Source organism: Paenarthrobacter sp. YAF11_1 (assembly GCF_052113445.1).
In the GTDB taxonomy this organism is placed as follows: domain Bacteria; phylum Actinomycetota; class Actinomycetes; order Actinomycetales; family Micrococcaceae; genus Arthrobacter.
Genome location: NZ_JBFRDF010000008.1, coordinates 74,342 through 92,263, shown reverse-complemented (window position 1 = coordinate 92,263; position 17,922 = coordinate 74,342). Strand labels below are relative to the sequence as shown.

At 61.8% G+C, this 17,922-nt stretch carries 12 protein-coding genes; 1 reads left to right on the top strand and 11 read right to left on the bottom strand.

Annotated elements, in window-relative coordinates; translation table 11 throughout:
- Positions 1–18 precede the first annotated feature (18 nt).
- Positions 19–1,500, bottom strand: a complete 1,482-nt coding sequence (locus AB4Y77_RS13820) for a SpaH/EbpB family LPXTG-anchored major pilin (RefSeq protein ID WP_311211657.1) — start codon at positions 1,498–1,500, stop codon at positions 19–21.
- Between the two features lie 89 nt (positions 1,501–1,589).
- On the bottom strand, positions 1,590–4,175 hold the full coding sequence (locus AB4Y77_RS13815) for a DUF7507 domain-containing protein (RefSeq protein WP_442014349.1): 2,586 nt from the start codon (positions 4,173–4,175) through the stop codon (positions 1,590–1,592).
- A 285-nt stretch (positions 4,176–4,460) separates the two neighbouring features.
- On the opposite strand from AB4Y77_RS13815, the gene AB4Y77_RS13810 reads away from it, so the two are divergent.
- A complete protein-coding gene (locus tag AB4Y77_RS13810) occupies positions 4,461–5,786 on the top strand; it encodes a BNR-4 repeat-containing protein (RefSeq protein WP_442014348.1) in 1,326 nt (441 codons plus the stop codon).
- Between the two features lie 102 nt (positions 5,787–5,888).
- On the opposite strand, the gene AB4Y77_RS13805 is transcribed toward AB4Y77_RS13810, so the two are convergent.
- From AB4Y77_RS13805 to AB4Y77_RS13765, 9 genes are all read right to left on the bottom strand, one after another.
- The gene (locus AB4Y77_RS13805; RefSeq protein WP_442014347.1) at positions 5,889–7,397 is read right to left on the bottom strand and encodes a glycoside hydrolase family 32 protein; all 1,509 of its coding nucleotides are present in this window, start codon (positions 7,395–7,397) and stop codon (positions 5,889–5,891) included.
- An 85-nt stretch (positions 7,398–7,482) separates the two neighbouring features.
- Positions 7,483–9,090 carry an ABC transporter substrate-binding protein gene (locus AB4Y77_RS13800; RefSeq protein ID WP_442014346.1) on the bottom strand — a complete coding sequence of 536 codons (1,608 nt, stop codon included), beginning with the start codon at positions 9,088–9,090 and terminating at the stop codon, positions 7,483–7,485.
- Positions 9,091–9,166: 76 nt separating this feature from the next.
- Complete coding sequence (locus AB4Y77_RS13795; RefSeq protein WP_442014345.1) at positions 9,167–10,126, bottom strand: carbohydrate ABC transporter permease; 960 nt, start codon at positions 10,124–10,126, stop codon at positions 9,167–9,169.
- 7 nt (positions 10,127–10,133) lie between these two features.
- Positions 10,134–11,117, bottom strand: coding sequence for an ABC transporter permease (locus AB4Y77_RS13790; RefSeq protein ID WP_442014344.1), 984 nt, complete (start codon positions 11,115–11,117; stop codon positions 10,134–10,136).
- Positions 11,114–12,157, bottom strand: a complete 1,044-nt coding sequence (locus AB4Y77_RS13785) for a LacI family DNA-binding transcriptional regulator (RefSeq protein WP_442014343.1) — start codon at positions 12,155–12,157, stop codon at positions 11,114–11,116. Before AB4Y77_RS13785 ends, AB4Y77_RS13790 begins: the two co-directional genes overlap by 4 nt.
- 186 nt (positions 12,158–12,343) lie before the next feature.
- Positions 12,344–14,197 (bottom strand): IucA/IucC family protein, encoded by a 1,854-nt coding sequence (locus tag AB4Y77_RS13780; protein WP_442014342.1) that lies wholly within the window; start codon positions 14,195–14,197, stop codon positions 12,344–12,346.
- Positions 14,194–14,784 carry a GNAT family N-acetyltransferase gene (locus AB4Y77_RS13775; RefSeq protein ID WP_442014341.1) on the bottom strand — a complete coding sequence of 197 codons (591 nt, stop codon included), beginning with the start codon at positions 14,782–14,784 and terminating at the stop codon, positions 14,194–14,196. The genes AB4Y77_RS13780 and AB4Y77_RS13775 overlap by 4 nt, the downstream gene beginning before the upstream one ends.
- Positions 14,781–16,136: a lysine N(6)-hydroxylase/L-ornithine N(5)-oxygenase family protein gene (locus tag AB4Y77_RS13770; RefSeq protein ID WP_442014340.1), complete on the bottom strand. Its 1,356-nt coding sequence runs from the start codon at positions 16,134–16,136 to the stop codon at positions 14,781–14,783. The genes AB4Y77_RS13775 and AB4Y77_RS13770 overlap by 4 nt, the downstream gene beginning before the upstream one ends.
- Positions 16,133–17,695 (bottom strand): pyridoxal phosphate-dependent decarboxylase family protein, encoded by a 1,563-nt coding sequence (locus AB4Y77_RS13765; RefSeq protein WP_442014339.1) that lies wholly within the window; start codon positions 17,693–17,695, stop codon positions 16,133–16,135. The genes AB4Y77_RS13770 and AB4Y77_RS13765 overlap by 4 nt, the downstream gene beginning before the upstream one ends.
- Positions 17,696–17,922 lie beyond the last annotated feature (227 nt).

The following is a 17,922-nucleotide window of genomic DNA, read 5'->3' as shown; positions in this document are numbered from 1 at the left end:
TTTAGCCGGCTCGTGAAATTAGCTGTTGGTGGTCCGGCGGGTACGGACGAACAGCAAGCCGGCGCCAACCACCAGGAGAAGGCCGGCACCGTACAACAGACCGGTCCCAACGCCACCGGTCAGCGGCAGCTCAAAGCCGCCGTTGGACGGGACGTTCTTGACCTCGAGGTCAACACCCACCGTGGTGGATGCCGCGTTCACCAGGAAGGAGACCGGTTCAGCGAGCAGCTCATAGCCGGAAGGAGCGGCAGTTTCCACCAGGTAGTAGGTGAGGTAGTCAGCTGCGCCGGGAGCGACGGCTGCGCCGTTGGCCCAATCCGAGTAGCGCAGGCCGGAAATGGTCAGCGTACCGTCGGCAGCAACGGTGAAGTTGCTGGAGCCGTTGAGCGTGATGGGGTTGGTACCAGCCAGGGCGTCAGCCTCGGTGGCGTACACCGAGAAGGAAGCACCAGCAAGTGCGGCGCCGGTCTCGTTCACCTTCTGAAGCGTAATGGCACCCCACTTGGTGACAACGGGAGGGGTGACGGTGGGACCGCCGGGCTGGCCCGGAGCGGTGGTGAAGCTGCCCAGGTTCGGGTAGATCAAGGCTTCGTTTTCGATCTCGCCAATGGTGTTGACGGCTGTGTTCACAACCATCTGGACACGGGTGTCGTTGTGCGCTGCGAGCAGCGCAAGGCCTGCCGGGGTGAACACTACCGAAACGGTGTTTGCCGCTGCATCGAAGTTCACCGTGTAATCGGTGCCTTCGGTGATGACCGTGCCGTCAACCAGTGTTGCCGTGGCATCAATGTAGGTCAGCTTGGTATCCAGCTGGTCAACGATCTTGTAGCCGTCAATGACTTCGTCATTGGGGATGTCACCGGTGATGGTGTAGTCAATCTGGTCGCCCAGTTTGATGTCAGCGGAATCCGAAACAGTCTTCTCAGCACCCGTGACGGAGTTCTTGGGGTAAACGTGAACGTCGTAGATCCAGTTGTCCGTGTTGTCCGGGTCCGTCAGCGGAATGGAGACCAGGAAAGGTGCTGCAGGAGTAACGCCCTGCGGGTACGCCGTTTCAGACACCAGGTAGAGGCCTACGGGAAGGCCGCCAAAAGCAGCTGTACCGGCAGCGTCAGTGGTGTCCGACTGTGCGGAGCCCAGGGTAAAGCCTGCGCCAGTGATGGAACCAGCCGGGTCGCTCGCCGAGAAGACGCTGCTCAAGTTGTGCGCAGCTTCCCACCCGGCATTGCTGGACAGGTCTATGGTGTTGACCTGCTGGATGGTGAATTGGACGCCTGCAAGCGGGTTAAGTCCGGTGGTATCAACCACTGTTCCGTTGTTGGGCAAACCCGTGGGGGTGTTCGGGCGCTCAAACTTGTGAACGGTGATGGAACCCGTCTGGTCACCGTCAACAACGGGAGCGGCCGTGGCCGGAGCCATGGAGAACGACATTGCCAACACCGCCCCCGTGATGGTGGCGGCGGCGGTCTTCAAAAGCCGCCGTGAGCTGTGAGTACTCACTTCTGTCCTCTTTCTTAGTGGTGGTGCGGTGTTCGGAAATGAACATTTTTGGGCATGCGTCCCCCGGGAAACGGGGCACGCACGATGGTTCAGCTGTTGGCTGGCTGGCTTTTCCTGCGGCGGAGATTCCCTGAAGCCAGGACCGCGGCGGCCAGCAGCGTGGCTGAGCCGGCCAAGGCAAACGGCCAGTAGCCAATGCCACCGGTTTCGGGCATCTGCAGCGCCGGGACATCCCTTACGCTGACAAGGAAGATCCCGTCGCCGTCCTGGTCCCCGGTGGTGACAACCCCTGCCCCATCGCCTTGGCCCAGGGTGATTGCGCCATCCGGCGCCACCGTGAAGCGGACGGCTTCGGCCAGCAGATTGAATCCGGACGGGGCTTTAGTCTCTTCCAACCAGTAAGTGCCCGGCTGGATGGCTTCTACCTGGAACCGGCCTGTCTGTGCGGTAATGGCTGACACCGTGTAGGCGGTCCCGGCTCCTGGTGCGCCGCCGGCGTCACTCCGGACGGCCCAGGACGATCCGCTCATGGGCACCCAGGAGGAATCTGATGACTCGCCCAGCTTCTCAATCAAGAACTTGGCGGTTGCACGATGCGTCGTCATGCACTCGGGGGCCACAGGCGTGACACCCGTTGCGCATCGGGCAGGGGCCACGCTGCCGCTGCCGGTCACGGTGTTGACGAGCTCTTCGCTCCAGGCGTCTGCCTTGACCACCACTGAGTAAGTCAGGGTCGCGGTGAGGCCGGCAGGGAGGGTGAAGGCCGTCGTCGTCAGGGTCGTTGAACCGTTGGCCGGGTTCGCCACCGGAGTGGCTGCTGCCGTTCCGATTTTCAGGGTGGCCGAACCGGCAACGAATGTTGCCTGATCCAGGACATCCGCCAGGTTGTCTGTCAGGACAATTCCACTGATTTGGCCGCTCGTGCTGGTGGCTGTCACGGTGTAGACAATCGTCTGGCCGGGGCTGACGGACGGAGTCGCTGTGCCGCCAACGGTTGCGGCCTTCTGCATGGTCCAGGCGGGCGGAGCAGTGACAGTTGCGTTGCTGGTGGCCGTGATCGGAGCTCCAACCGGCGGGGTTCCAGTAACCCTCGCCGTGTTGGTCAAGACGCCCGCTGTCACATCGCTTTGGGTCACCACATACGTCGCCGTCGCAGTGACAGACTGGCCGGCAAGGAGCGTTCCGGAAACTCCCGGCCAGGAGTAGGCCAACGCCGACATACTGCCAGTGCCGGAGAACTGCGTCTCAGCGATGACGACTCCAGTGAGCGCGACATTGCCGGTATTGGTGGCGACGAAAGTGTAGGTTGCGGTTTGCCCCGCCACGAGCGTGGTCCGGTTGACGGTCTTCAGCAAGGACATGGAAGGGGCGGGGGCGGGAGCGAACGTAAAGACGTAATCCTCCACCTCACCCGAGTTCGAGGCTCCGGTGGGCAGTTGGATCTGGGAGGCCGTGTAGCCCACCCGGAAACGGGCGTACGTAGTGCCCGCGGTCAGTCCTGCCGGGACCGTTGCCCACGTCAGCGTCGCGGACGCAGCACCGGCAGCGAAAGCAGCACATGACCGTTCGGCGGGGTTATCGAAGATTCCGTCCTTGTCGAAGTCGATCCACCCACAGGTTGTCCCTGCCTTGCTGGCTCCGCTGAGGGCCACCGTGGTGGAGTAGTTTGTGGCACCCAACGCCAGCGGAGCGAGGACAAGCCCGTTGTCCTGGTCCAAAGCAGCGGTTGCCCCGGCATTGGGAGATGCGGTTCCATTGGCGACCTGGGCGTTGTCCTCAGTTACTGAAGCCCCCATGGTCACGTCCGAAAGAATGGCTGACGCAGCGTTGTTCTGGTCGTAGGAGGCAGGTGCGTCGCCAAAATCCTGCGCAGCGGTCAGCGTCATCACGAAGCCGTCCTGGTTGTGGGTCGAGTTATCGCGGTCGTTCACCGAGTAACCCGGGAGGGATGATGTGGTTCGGGTGAAGACAGCGGACATGTCGAAGGTCAGGCTGGACACGAGGCCGTTGACCCGCACCGATCCGCAGGCAGCGGTTGCCCCGGCATCCGGCGATCCAGCCGGGCTCAATTGGGCCGTTGACTGACACCGTGCGGACGTGCTGTGGTTTATCGCCGTGATCGAGTTGCCGGATACCGCCAGGTTCCCGCCGGACATCTTGGTCAAGGACAGGCCTGGAGTGGTGAGCCCAAGGACTGCGTGGATCTGCGACATCCGGTCAATGGTGCCGTCAGTTCCTTCGTCGTGGTTGACGTTGCCGCCCAGGCCCGCGAGGCTGAGCACGGGGTTCATGACAGGCTGGCTGAAGTTGATGGTGAACGTACCCAGATCCGAGCACGGTCCCGTCGCCGCGCAGTTGTTTATCGCGTGAGTGAGGATGGACACCGTGGGCCGGGACCCTGCAAGTCCCGGGCTGTAGTCGCTGGCCACGTAGCCCCGGCTGTCCAGGGTTGAACCCCCCACAATCTCAGTCAACCCGGATGCGCCAAAGGCGGCGTTCAGGCCGGATACCGGAGTGGTCAGGGTGGCTATGCCATTGGAAAACGTCGGATTGGCAATGGGCACCTGATAAGCCTGAGCAGCTGTCCCAGGGCCAAATACCCCAAATGACAGCGTCCCAAGGACCACCATGAGCGCGGCCAATAATGCCGTTGCTTTCCCAAGGGGAGACTTCAAGGGAGATTTCCTTCCAGAACTCGGAGTCATCCACGTCACTGGCAGCCCCCGTTGATTGATCGAACGCCGACGAATGACACAGCTGAATGTGTGCAAATCGTTTGCCGCTGCCCTCAGGCAGGCGGCTTCGATCGTCAAGTACCGCAGGGAGGGAAAACGTGTCACCGTTTTTGAAATCTTTTGAGAGTCGACTTTCGGAAGCTGGGGAAGAGCGCCTTCCCTGAGCGTCGCAGCTCGTGGAAGGGCCGCTAGGATGAAGGGATTGAAACGATGCAAAGGATGGACATGGTCAACGACGCCCTTTTCCCGCAGCCCCCACTACTCCTCAACAACAACGGCGCCTGGTGCTGGTTCCAGGACGAGCGCGCCTTGATCGACCCCGCCAACAACACCGTGCTGCTCGGTTCAGTGGCGTCTCCGGAGGGACCTGGAGGTGCTGAACGCGGCGGAAACATAGAAATCGCGGTCCTGGATCTTGCTACCGGCCAGAGCCGCGTCCATGTACTCCATGAGCAGCTGGAGTCCGATGACCACAACGCCCCGGCGCTCTTGATCCGGCCAGACGGGCGTTACGTAGCCATGTATGCCAAGCACAAGACGGACAACTACTCCCGCTGGCGCGTCTCCACCCGGCCACACGACGCTTCAGCGTGGGAGCCGGAGCAGCAGTTTGATTGGACCGAACTGGCCCAGGGTCGCGGCGCCACGTATTCCAACCTGCACTCCCTGAGCGCGGAAGGCCGGGTCTACAACTTTGTCCGTGCCATCAACGACGACCCCACGCTCATGATCTCCGAGGATGCGGGCAGCACCTGGAGCTACGGCGGCAAGCTCTTCACCCGCCCCAAAATCGGCTACGTCAATGGGTATACCCGCTATGCCGGCAACGGCGCAGACCGGATCGACCTCATCACCACGGACCACCACCCGCGCGATTTCAACAACAGCATCTACCACGGCTATCTTCAGGACGATGCGCTCCACGACGCCGAGGGGAAGGTGGTCAGCAAGCCGGTCATCGGTTCCGCCGGTATCAACCAAACGGCTTTGACCACCATTTTCGAAGCCGGAACAACGCTCGACGGCGACATCCTCACCCACGGTTGGACTGCTGACCTGCGCCGGCAGGGCACGGAACTGGCGGCCGTCGTCACCTGCCGGGCCAACGACGTCAACGGTCCGCTGCAGCGGGAGCAAATGCTCGACGTCGACGATCACCGCCTGCTGTACGCGCGCTTCGACGGGGCGCGCTGGAAGCTTCATCCGCTCGCCGTCGCCGGTCCCGGCCTCTTGCCGCACGAACAGGACTACACGGGACTCGGAGCGGTGGACCCGAACGATCTGAACCGCGTGTACATCTCCACGCCTGTAGATCCGCGGACAGGCGCCACCACTGCGCACTACGAAATCTACCGGGGCGTCACGTCCGATTCAGGTGCCGCCTGGACGTGGGAAGCCATCACCGAGGAATCCGCCGTAGACAATCTCCGCCCCATAGTGGTGCCGGGTGACCCGTCCGTTCACGCCGTGTGCTGGTTCCGGGGTTCCATGAGCTCATCGCAGGCCTACCAAACGGAAATCATGGCGCTCATTTCCTCGCCGAGGGGTTAGCTTTCGACTCTCTCAACTGGTGAAAGCGCCGAAAGCCAACCCCTCGCGGGACCTATCCAGGCCAACTTCGCCAGGGGCGGCCTTTCCGGTGGCGTGGGTGGCCTACGCGTGCTGGCTGATGTGCAGGCCATTGATCGTGGCCGAGCCTCCCAGAGCATAGACGGAGACGTCCTTGCTGGTCGGTGAAGGAAAGATGAGTTCGGTCATGGTGACTTGCCCGCCCTGTGCGAATACTTCAACGGAGCATCGGTCCACGAAGAGGGTGAGCTTGTAGTGTCCGTCGATGAGGCGGACGGGTGCGGTGTCGATGGACGCGAACGTTTCATGGAAGTCCGTCTGGCCTGATTCGCGGCGGTCGACTACGAGGTTTCCCTCCGCAGGCCGGACGCCAATACGGGTTCCCTGCCCGCCTTCGCCCCGGACCACCACCCCGAATTCTTTGGCGGTTCCCGGCGTCCAGGAGACGTCGATGCGTTGGACAGTTCCTGCGGCACCATCAAGAATCGCGGTGCCCTGGGAGATGGTGGTCCCGGGGAGGCTGAAGTTTGCTACCGGGGCATCCAGGGCAGCCCAGTCCCCCGCTGGCTGCTGGATCAGGTGCGCTTCGCCGTCAACGGTTTGGAGTGTCAGTTCCCTGACCAGCGACATGGGGCTCCGCCAAGGCGAGGTGGGAATGCTGTTGGCGTATTCCCAGTTGTTCATCCAGGCGATGGTGAGCTTGCGGTTGTCTGGAACCTCCGCGAATGACACGGCAGCATAGTAGTCCCGGCCCCAGTCCAGCCACCGGTATTCGCCCAGCCTGTCAGGGTCTTGAAGGCCTTCAGTCACCGTCGTGGCTGAGGTGAACGTGGCGCCGTCGAACTCTCCCACGAAGTACTGGCCGGCAGAACCCAGGTTGGGGCCACCGGGGTTGAGGTTCACGATCAGGACCCACTGGACGTTGTTCGGGTCGCCGTCCAGCGGGAGGGGGAACAGATCAGGACATTCCCACACGCCTCCCGTGGCGTTCGCTGGCCCGAACGTGCTCAGGTACTCCCAGGACTTGAGGTCATGGGACTTGTAGAGGACAACCTGGAAGTCCTTCGCTTCAACGGCCACCATGACCCAGTAGTCACCGGATATGCCCGAATAGCGGATGACTTTGGGGTCACGGAATTCAGCGGAGTTGCGGTTAAGGACGGGGTTTCCGGTGTGTTTGGTCCACGTGTAACCGCCGTCCAGGCTGTACGCCAAAGACTGGGCTTGGATGCCTTCCAGCCCGGAAGCAGCTTTGAAAGCACTGGTGTAGATGGCCACCAGCGGCGCTGCTCCGTCCTGGCCGAACCCGCTGGTGTTGTGACGATCGAAAACGATGCTTCCGGAGAAGATGTCTTCTTTTTCGTCGCAGGGGATGGCCACCGGGTGCTCAGTCCAGGTCAGAAGGTCCGTGGATGTTGCGTGGCCCCAGGACAGGTTTCCCCAGACTGAGTCCAAGGGGTTGTTTTGGTAGTAAAGGTGGTAAACGCCGTCATGATGGATGAGGCCGTTGGGGTCGTTCAGCCAAGTACTTCCGGCGCTGTAATGCAGGGCTGGTCGGAAGATGTCGGTTGTCGTGGCGGTGGCGGCAGTCATGAAGGACGAGTCTCGTTTCTCGGTGGAGGGGGCAGCCCCGACAGGCCGGCGCGGTCAGCGTCGGCCTGCCGGCAGGCGGTGTTGGTTAGGAGTTCTTCTTGAAGCGGTCGTAGGCGGCTTGGTAGACCTCGATCATTTTGTCGACGCCAACGCTCTTGAGCTGGGCGACGTAGCCATCCCATTCCTGCTCGATGCCGCCGGTGACGATCCACTTCGCGGTGTTTTGCTTGACCAACGAGGTGACGTCGGCCTGAATGGTGCCGATCTGCTGGAGCTCTTCGTTGGAGAGCGCTACGGGCGGGTAGCCGTCATTGCCCACGAAGGGCTTGTAGTGCTCGGTGACAGTCTTCTGTCGCGCTGCGGCGCGTGGTTCGGGCGCGACGACGGACGTGAAGTTTTCGGCGGTGTTCGCCTTCGGTCCACCCGGGGCGACCTTCTGGCGTCGTTCGCCTTCGCTGGTTCCGGCCGGCGCCGGGATTTGGGTCAGGATGCCGTTGGCATCCTTCTGGAGGGTCTCACCGATAGGGCCCCAGTTGGCTTGGGCGGACTGGATGGGGTCGTAAAGGTTGTCGGCCCAGCGCATGGTCGCTGCCGGGTATTTGTTGGCCCGGGTGATGGCGAATGCGCCGCGGGCGATTTCCTGGTTGTTGGACTGGCTGGCKATTCGTTGTCCGTCGACGCCCTCAAGAACCGGCACCAGGGCGTAGTCGCCGGCACGGTCCGCGCCTACCATTTCAGGAATTTCCCACCAGACGAATGAGCCGAGGTTTTCCGTAGCGGCCTTGCCCTTGGCCAAATAGGCTTTGTCGTCCTGGGAGAAGGACTCAGGATCGATCAGGCCTTCCTTGTACCACTCGTGCAGCGTTTGGATGGCCTTCTTGTAGCCATCCTGGGTGGCAGTGAAAATGACCTTGTCATCCTGGACGATGCGGTGGTCCATGTTGTCCGGTGTCCCGCCGAGAGCCGCAATCAGGTCCACGATGTCACCGCACCACGAGCCGGGCATGAAGCTCAAGGGAATGGTCTTGCCTGTGCCCGAGGCGTCCCGGGACTTGAATGCCACCAGGGCGGCGTGGAACTCATCGATGGTCTTGGGCATGGGGATGTTGAGTTTCTTGAGCCAGGAGGTGTTGATGGCTAATTCGTTGGGGAACTGAACCAGGCCGAGTTCTTCCACGGACGGGAGGGAGTAGATATGCCCGTCCGAAGAGGTGATCGCGGCCTTGATGTCCGGGCGCTCGGAGAGGAGCTTTGACAGGTTTGGTGCGTTCTTCTCGATCAGCCCTTCCAGAGGGATCAAAGTGCCGCTGGCAGAGTACGTGGCGATCTCGGCGTCCGTGAGGCCCGTGTTGAAGAACGCGTCAGGGAGGTCGCCGCTGGCCAGGATCAGGTTCTTCTTTTCCTGGAAGACCGTCTCGGGAAGGTTCTCCCACTCGACGTGGACGTTGGTGGCCTTTTCCCATTCCTTCACCACTGTCATGGTGTTGTAGTCCGGTGCCAGGGCCGCCTTGGTCCCGGAGAACTTCAGCGTCAGCTGCTTGCCGACAATGGGGAAGCCTTTTTCCTGAAAGCCGAAGTCTGCGGACGCGTCTTTGATCTCCGTGGTTCCCGAGGTAGAGCCGGAGCAGGCGGTGAACGTCAACGTTCCGGCCAGGACGGCGCCAAGAACGGCGAGTTTGCGGCTGATAGCCATGGTCATTTCCTGTTCTGAGGTGTGGGTAGATGCGGTCCAGAGGCGAACGCCCGGGGCCGTATTGCGGGGCGAACGACTATTTGACGGCGCCGATCATGGCGCCCTTGGTGAAGTGCTTTTGCATGAATGGCAGGGCAATCATGAGTGGCAGGCTCGAGACGACGATCATGGCGTACTTGGTGAGCTCTGCGATCCTCTGCGCCGCCGCATAGGATTCGATGTCCCCGCCGGTTGTCCCGGTGGAGGAGACATCTGACTGGATCAGGATGTTCCGCAGCACCAGCTGCAGCGGATACTTGGTGTCGTCGTTGAGGAAGATCAGCGCATCGAAGAACGAGTTCCAATGGGCCACCACGTGCACCATGATCATCAGCATGATCAATGGCTTGGACAGTGGCAGGACCATGTTGAAGAAGAACTTGAAGTCCGTTGCCCCGTCCATCTGGGCGGCCTCGCGCAGTTCGTTCGGGATGGTGTGTTCAAAGAATGACCTGGCGATGATCAAGTTCCAGACACCCACGGCTCCCGGCAGGACCACGGCCCAGATGGTGTCCAGCATGCCCAGGTCCCGGACCACCAGATACTTGGTGATGAGTCCGCCGTCGAAGAACATGGTGATCACGAACAGGAGCATCAGGATCTTGCGGCCCGGCATGTCCTTCCTGGACAGCGCGTAAGCCCCGCACAGGATGGTGGTAACGCTGATGGCGGTTCCCAGGACCGTGTACATGAGCGTGTTCCCGAGGCCGTTCCAGATCCTGCTGTCAGCGAAGATCCGTTCGTAGCCCTCGGTGGTTACACCGGAAGGGAACAGCCAGACCTTCCCCTCATAGACGGCATTGGGGTCGCTGATGGAAGCGATGACAATGAAGTAGAGGGGATAGACCACGGCCAGGATGGACAACAGCAGCACCGCCGTGGCGGCCACGTTGAAGACGCGATCGCCGTATTTGTCCCGCAGCGACTGCTTCGGGCGGCCCAAGGCGGGAGTGCGGGTCCCCGGGCGGATAATTGAGGGTTTGGTTGTCAGGGACATTTCGGCATCACCACAGGGTCGCTTGGTTGGCCCGGCGCGCGATCGTATTGAAAACGAGCAGCAGCGCGAGGTTGAGGAGGGAGTTGAACAGGCCAATGGCGGCCGAGTAGCTGAACTGGGCCTGCTGCAGGCCAGCGTGGTAGACGTAGGTCTGGATGATCTCCGAGGACGAGAGGTTCAAGGGTGTCTGCATCAGCAACGCCTTCTCGAAGCCCACGTTCAGCAGGTTGCCGATAGCCAGGATGAAGAGAATGGTCACCACCGGCATGATGCCCGGCAGGTCGATGTGGCGGATGCGCTGAAGCTTGGACGCTCCGTCCACCTTCGCTGCATCGTGCAGGGCAGGGTCGATAGCGGCCAACGCTGCGAGGTACACGATCATGGAGAACCCGGCGTTCTGCCAGACATCCGAGATGACGTAAACGGGCCGGAACCACTCAGCCGAACCCATGAAGAAGATCGGCTCGCCGCCGGCCAGCTGTATTGCGTTATTGACCAGCCCCGACCGTGGCGACAAGATCACGAACATGATGCCCACCACCACAACGGTGGAAATGAAAGCCGGAGAGTAGAGCACCGTCTGAGTGAATTTCTTGAACCGCTCGCTCTGAAGCTGGTTGACCAGCAAAGCCAGAATGATGGGGATGGGGAAGGCCACCAGGAGGCCCAGAACCGCGATCCACAGCGTGTTCCCCACCACCTGGCCGAACTGGTAGGAGTTCACGAAACGGACGAAGTGGTCCAGCCCAACCCACGGACTGTCCGTGAAGCCGTCCACCGGGTTGTAGTTCTTAAAGGCGATCTGCACGCCATACATCGGCCAGTACTTGAAGACCAGGATGTAGATGATCGCCGGCGCTAGTAATACGTATAACTGCCAGGCCCGAAGAACCCGCCTGAGGCGGAGCGAAGCAGAAATTTTTCGGTGCGGAAGTTGCGGCATCGGTGCCGCAGACGGACGCCCGCGTTTCGCCGGCATAGTGCGGCTCATGGCATCTCCTTAGGGTGTGTAACTGACTTTCGTTCAATAAGGGGGCACTCCATCAGCTCCACCCGGCCATCGGGTTCGGCACCTTGGAGGATCAGGTCAACCGCACGCCTGCCCATGGCAACAAAGGGCAGTTCAAGGGTTGTCAGCCCTGGACGAAGATGCGGAGCGACAATTGCTTGGTTATCAAAACCCACAATCGAGACGTCGTCGGGGATCGAAAGCCGAAGATCGGCCACAGCCTGGTATGCACCCCAGGCCGTCCGGTCGTTGGCGCAGAAGATCGCCGTAGGCTGGTTGGGCGCCGTCATTAATTCCATGGCATATTTGTAGCCGTCATCTTCGCCGCCCCTGCCAAAGCGCACCAGGGCAGGGTCCACGTCCAGCCCTGCTTCTGAAAGGGCCGCCGTGTAGCCCTCGTAGCGACCAACCGCGGCGGGGAGCCCACTTTCGAGCAATTCGATGTTGATCATCCCCACGCGGGTGTGACCGGCGTCCAGCAAGTGGCGGGTAGCTGAATAGCCGCCGTTCACCTCGTCGGGCGCGACACTGGGCAGCCGCCCCGCCCCGTCCTGTGAGTTCAGCACCACCGAGGGGACCCCGGCGAGAGCCTTGGGCACCTCCAGCAGCCGGTGATACATGGAGCCATAAACGACGCCCGCCACGTTGTAGGAGAGCATGGCGTCAAGGGATGCAGCCTCAAGGTCCTTGTCGCCGCCGGTGTTCATGGTCAGCAGGAGGAGCCCGTCCTCCCAGGCGCGTTCTTGCGCGCCTTCAATGATCGCCCCGGCAAACGGGGAAGTCGCCACAGAGTCGCCAAGAAATCCGACCATGCCGGCCAATCCATCGCGAAGCATCTTCGCATGGGCGTTGGTCCGGTAGCCGAGCTGATCCACGGCCTCTTTGACCTTGCGGCGGGTTTCGTCCGAAAAACGTGACCCGCCGGCTGAGTTCAGCACCAAGGACACGGTGGCTTGTGAAACGCCGGCAGCAGCAGCAACATCGTGCATGGTCGGCTTGGAATGTGGCTTCGACTTAGCCATGGGGCACCTCCTTGGGCCGTTCCAGCGTAAGGGTTATTCGTATCAGTTATTCGTATAACGTGCATCAATGTATCCCGCGTCACGTTGGAGTGTCAAGGGTTTCGAAGCACACACTGCGCCGACGTGGCATTTGATGACAATGTTTGCGACCACGATTGTCATCAAATGCCACCTCGGCGGGGTTCTTTAGGCGAACTTTGCCAGCGGGTTGGCCAGGCGGCCTGCCATCTGGAGTCCACCTGACGGATCCGAGATGTCAAGCATCTGCTGGTTGTTCCTCAGCTGGAGGCGGTTGAGGCAGGAGAGTTCGAAGTCCGGTGCAAAGAGATCGTGCATGGCGAACTGGTCCGCGAGTTCCGGGTGGCGTTGCTGATATTCCCGCAAGACGGCGGCGGCAGTCCCCCAGAACTCGTCCTCGCGCAGTGTCCCGTCCTCAACAAGGATTGCTCCGAGGAAGCGGAAGATGCAGTCGAACACATCGGTGAAAATGGCCAGGACCATTTCCTCGGCCGGGATCTCCGCCTTCACGCGGGATACTTCCTCGGGAAGCTCCAGCCGGTCCCCCATGACCACGATTTCTTCGGCGATGTCCTTCATGATCGCCCGGACAGGCACGCCGTCCTCGAGGATCAGGATCACGTTTTCGCCATGCGGCATGAACGCGAGCTCGTACTCGTAGAGGCAGTGGACCAAAGGTACGAGGTAGGCCTCAAAGTAGCGGCGGAGCCACTCGGTGGGAGCCAGGCCGGAGCGCTGGATCAGCGACGAAACCACCGATTCCCCCGCGGCATCCACGTGCAGCAATGACGCCATGGTGGCCAGCTGCTGCCCGTCTTTGAGCAACGGCAGCGGACTTTCCCTCCACAGGGCCGAGAGCATCTTCCGGTAGGGGGAACCCTTGGCCGAAGCAGCCTCGTAGTAGTGGTTGTGGTAGCCGATCGCCGCGGTTTCACGGATCATGGCCAGGCCCCGGTTCTGGAGCTCCTGGTCATTGCCGATCAGTTCCTGCAGCCAGTCATTGATGGCCGGTGTTGCCTTCATGTATTGCGGGGACAGTCCCCGCATGAAGCCCATGTTCAACACGGACATGGCCGTCTTCACGTAGGCCTTTTCCGGGTGGTCGGTGTTGAAGAACGTACGGATGGACTGCTGTGCCTGGTACGCGTCTTCGCCGGTGCCGAGGTTCACGATATGGCGCTGGGCGATTTCTGCCGCGAACGTTACCGTGAGCTTGTTGTCCCACTGCCACGGGTGAACGGGCATGAGGAGGTAGTCCTCGGGATCCAGACCGGAGGCGGACAGTTCCGCGTTGAACCATGCAAGGGTCGCGGGGCCGAGTTCGGCCTCGAAGTGCGTCCGGTAATCCAAACCGGCACTGGACGTGAACACTGCTTTGCTGCGGTGGACAGCGATCCACTGCAGCTTTACTGTGGCACCCGTTTCCGGCGCGAACGCATGGTAGTCCGCGATCCCGAATCCAAGCCGGCCGTTGTTGGCCACGAAGCATGGGTGGCCCTCGGTCATGCTGTGTTCGATGGCCTGGAAGTCCGCGGCCCGGTCACGTCCCCCGGTGACACCCGCTGCCAGTTGCGCCGAGCTGAACGGCTTGCCCTGCTTGTAGGCGTGGCTGGCCAACGTACTGCTGATTTCCTCCAGGTACACGGGCAGCATTTCCTGGCGGATGGCCAGTGCCTCATGGAATTCGGCAATGAAGTCCAAGGCGTCCACAGGAAGCTCTTCGCCGTCACGCAATCGGACAATGGATTCCGCAGTGACAGACCAGTGCTCCAGCTGCAAAAGCCGGGCCCGGAAGCGGTATTCGGTAGCGTCGTCATCGCTCGCTACCTTGTAAAGCCCGACGCCGGAGCCTTCCTCGCGGATCAGCTCCGGGACCAGGATGCGCTCGTGGGAAAACTCGGCGATTGCCTTCCGGACGAGGTGCCGGTTGGCAATGGCCCACCGCTCCGGGGTCAGGTGGGACACGGGGGCAGCAGCCTCTGCGATGGTCGTGTCGGAAGCGGTGCTGGCAGTAGTGGTCACAGGGATTCTCCTCTGGTCGCCGCGGCAGGCGCGGCCAGAATCGGGGTCAGGGTAGCGAGAAAATCCTCGCGAGTGCAGAAGCTCAGCAGGCCCTGCTTATGGTCTTCGGCAGGATCGACGGCGGGAAGGGTCACCACACCGTGCGGGCGGAAGCCCACCTTCTCGTTCAGGACATGGATCTTGTGGTTGCGGGCGTCAGGTTCGACGACGACCCGCCGGGTTGCGGGGTCGGCGAACAGTTCAGCCATCACGGACTGCATGACGGCGGTGGTGAAGCCGGGCTGCGGCTCACCGCTGGGCGGTGACACCAAGAGGTGCATGCCGACATCCCCGGGCTGGACTTCGTAGACGTCCGCCAACGGCGAGGACTCCGGCCGGTACCGCTCCATCAGGAAGGCGGGGGCACCGTCGTCGAGCCCCAAAAACGCTTGGTGATGGCCGGATTCAGCGATCCGCGTGTATTCCTCCACAACGTCCTGCTCGGTGGCCGAAACCATACCCCAGAACCGCGCATATTCCTGGCTGACCCAGCTGTGGAGGACAGGTGCGTCCGTCACAGGATCGACAGGCCGGAAAGTGAAGCTCATACAGTGGCTCCCACGGTTTCAGGGACGGCAGCAGGCTCTGCAGCAGTCACTGGAGCCGGCGCGCCGAACTGCTGAAACGCGATGCTGCGCTCCACGGGGTAGACCTCGCGGCCGGTGATTTCGCGCAGGATGCAGGAGTTGCGGTAGGCGGCCATGCCGAGGTCCGGCGTGACGAAGCCGTGCGTGTGCAGCTCAGCGTTCTGGACGAAGATTTCGCCGGGTTCGATGCCGGTGCCATAGTTGCGTTCGACGTCGAAACGACCCTTGGCGTCACGGCGGATCCGGTCCTGGATGCCCGCCAGGAAAGCCGGTTCCTTATAGGTGTAGCCGGTGGCGAGGACCACGGCCTCGGACTCCAAGGAGTAGCCCTGGCCGTGTTCTTCGTGGTGCAACTGGAGAGTGTGGGTGCCGGTGGTGGCATCCCACTCTGCGGCAGTGAGCGAGGAGTGCGTGTGCAGTTGGGTGTCCACCATGCCGGAGAGGCTCTTGGTGTAGAGGAGATCGTAGATGTCGTCGATCAGGTCCGAGTTGATGCCCTTGTACAGGTTCTTCTGGCTCTTGATCAGCGAATCGCGCTGCTCGCCGGGAAGCGAGTGGAAGTAGTCAACGTACTCCGGTGAGGTCATCTCGAGAGTGAGCTTGGTGTACTCCAACGGGAAGAAGCGGCCCGAGCGCGTGACCCAGTTGAGTTGGTAGCCGTACACATCGATTTCCTGAAGCAACTCGTAGTACAGCTCCGCAGCGCTCTGGCCGCTGCCCACGATGGTGATGCTGCGCTTGGACTGAAGCTCACTCTTCCTCGACAGGTAGTCGGCGTTGTGGAGGACAAGTCCGCCGGCATCCACAATCCCTGCACAGGAGTCCGGGACGTAGGGAGACGTGCCCGTGCCCAGGACCAGCTTGCGGGCGCGAAGCACCTCAGCGCCGTCCGGGCCCTGGACCGCGATCCGGTACACGCCGTCGTCGTACGTCACATCCAGCACATCCGTGCTAAAACGAACGGATTCCAGCTGCCCGGCCACCCATTGGCAGTACTGGTTGTACTCGGCACGCAGCGGGTAGAAGTTCTCGCGGATATAAAAGCGGTACAGGCGACCCGTCTGCTTGAGGAAGTTCAGGAACGAGAACGGCGACGTTGGGTCGGCGAGCGTCACGAGGTCCGCCATGAACGGGACCTGAAGGTGCGCCGGCTCCAGCATCATGCCGGGGTGCCAGTCGAAGGACTCGCGCCGATCCAGGAATACGCAGTCGAGGTTCTCCACGGGCTCGCTCAAGGCGGCCAGGCCCAAGTTGAAAGGCCCGACGCCGATACCGGCGACGTCGTAAATCTTGCCGTTGTCTTGGGTGCTCACGCTGCAGCCTCCGTGGTGTCCGCGAGCAGGCTGTCGCCCGTCCGTCGGATAAGTTCGATGATTTCCTGGATGTCCCTCAGGCTCGCCTCGGCGTTGAGGAGGGTGAATTTGAGGTAGTGGCGGCCCGCCACCTTGGTGCCGGCAACAACGGCCTGACCCGAGGCGAAGATCGCGGCGCGGATGGCCGGGTTAAGGGCGTCCGCAGCATCCTCATCCAGCTGAACGCCGCCGATCACAGGGCGGTAGCGGAACACCAAGGTGCTCAGCTGCGGCGCGGCAGCGAGCTCGAACTCTGCATCGTCAGCCAGCAAGGTTCCTACCCGGGCGGCGAGGTCGATCGCTTCGTCGAAGAGCGCACCAATGGCGTCGGCGCCCATGATGCGGAGAGTCAGCCACAGCTTCAGGGCATCGAAGCGGCGGGTGGTCTGGATGCTCTTGTCCACCTGGTTGGGGATCTCGGCCTTTGCAGCACTTTCCGGATTCAGATAATCGGCATAGTAAGTGACATGGCCCAGCATGGCGCCGTTCCGGACCAGCACAGCGCTGGAACTGACGGGCTGGAAGAAGGTCTTATGGAAGTCCACCGTGACGGAATCCGCCAGGTGGATGCCGTTCAGGAGGTGCCGGTGGCGACCGGACACGATCAGCCCGCCACCGTAGGCGCCATCCACGTGGAGCCAGGAATCGTAGGCGCGAACAAGGGCGGCCATTTCGGGCAAGGGGTCAACCGAACCGAAGTCCGTGGTCCCGGCAGTGGCCACGACAGCCATCGGCACCAGCCCGGCGTCGTGCGCTTCCGCCAAAGCAGCCGCAAGGGCGGTGGGGTCCATGCGGTGGTCTTCGGTGGTGGGGACCGCGATGACGGCGTCGAAGCCCAGGCCCAGCATGGAAGCGGACTTCTGGATGCTGAAGTGGCTGTCCACGGACGTGAAGATCCGGAGTCGGTCAAGGAGGTGCGGCAGGCGTGCGTCCCCATTGGCGGCCCTCAGCTTGGCGACAGCATGGTTACGGGCGATCAGCAGCGCCTGGAAGTTGGACTGGCTGCCACCGGAGGTGAACACGCCGTCAGCTTCTTCAGTGAAACCGATGCGCTCAGCGGTCCAATCGATGAGGCGGCGCTCGATCATGGTGGCACCCGCGCTCTGGTCCCACGTGTCCATGGAGGAGTTCACGGCCGAGAGCACTGCTTCACCTACCAACGCAGGGATGACGACCGGGCAGTTGAGGTGCGCGGCGTAGCGGGAATCGTGGAAGTAGATGGCGTCCTTGAGGTAGAGCTCGTCCAGCTCCTCCAGGGCGGCAGCCGTATCCGGAAGCGGACGTTCAAGGTCCACGGCGCCTACTTTGGCCTTCAGTTCAGCATGCCCGACGCCGGTAAACGGCTGGGAGGTGCGCTGGACCTTGGTGGAGACCGCGTTGACCCCCTGAAGGACCTGAGCGACGTAACTGGGTGAATTTCGTGCGTTGAACAGCTGGTTGGTGGCAGCGAGGGCCAGTTCCACTTTGGAGCCAAAATCCTGCTCCTGAGCGATCCGCTCTTCGACACTAGGTGACGTCACGTCAGCTTCCTTCCATTGCGTTGGGGCGCTTGTTAGCAAAGGCAAGCCTTACTTAGGCAAGCCTTTCCGTCAAACTTTTGTGACCTATTTCGCTTAGAAGGCGGTTTCTCGGGTATCTACCGTCCGGTACTGCGTCATTGACTTTTCTTCAGGCTGCTTTGGGTGCAAAATATGGCACTTTTTCGGCCACGAAGTGTCTCCATTGGGCCACGCGCACGGGGTGCCCA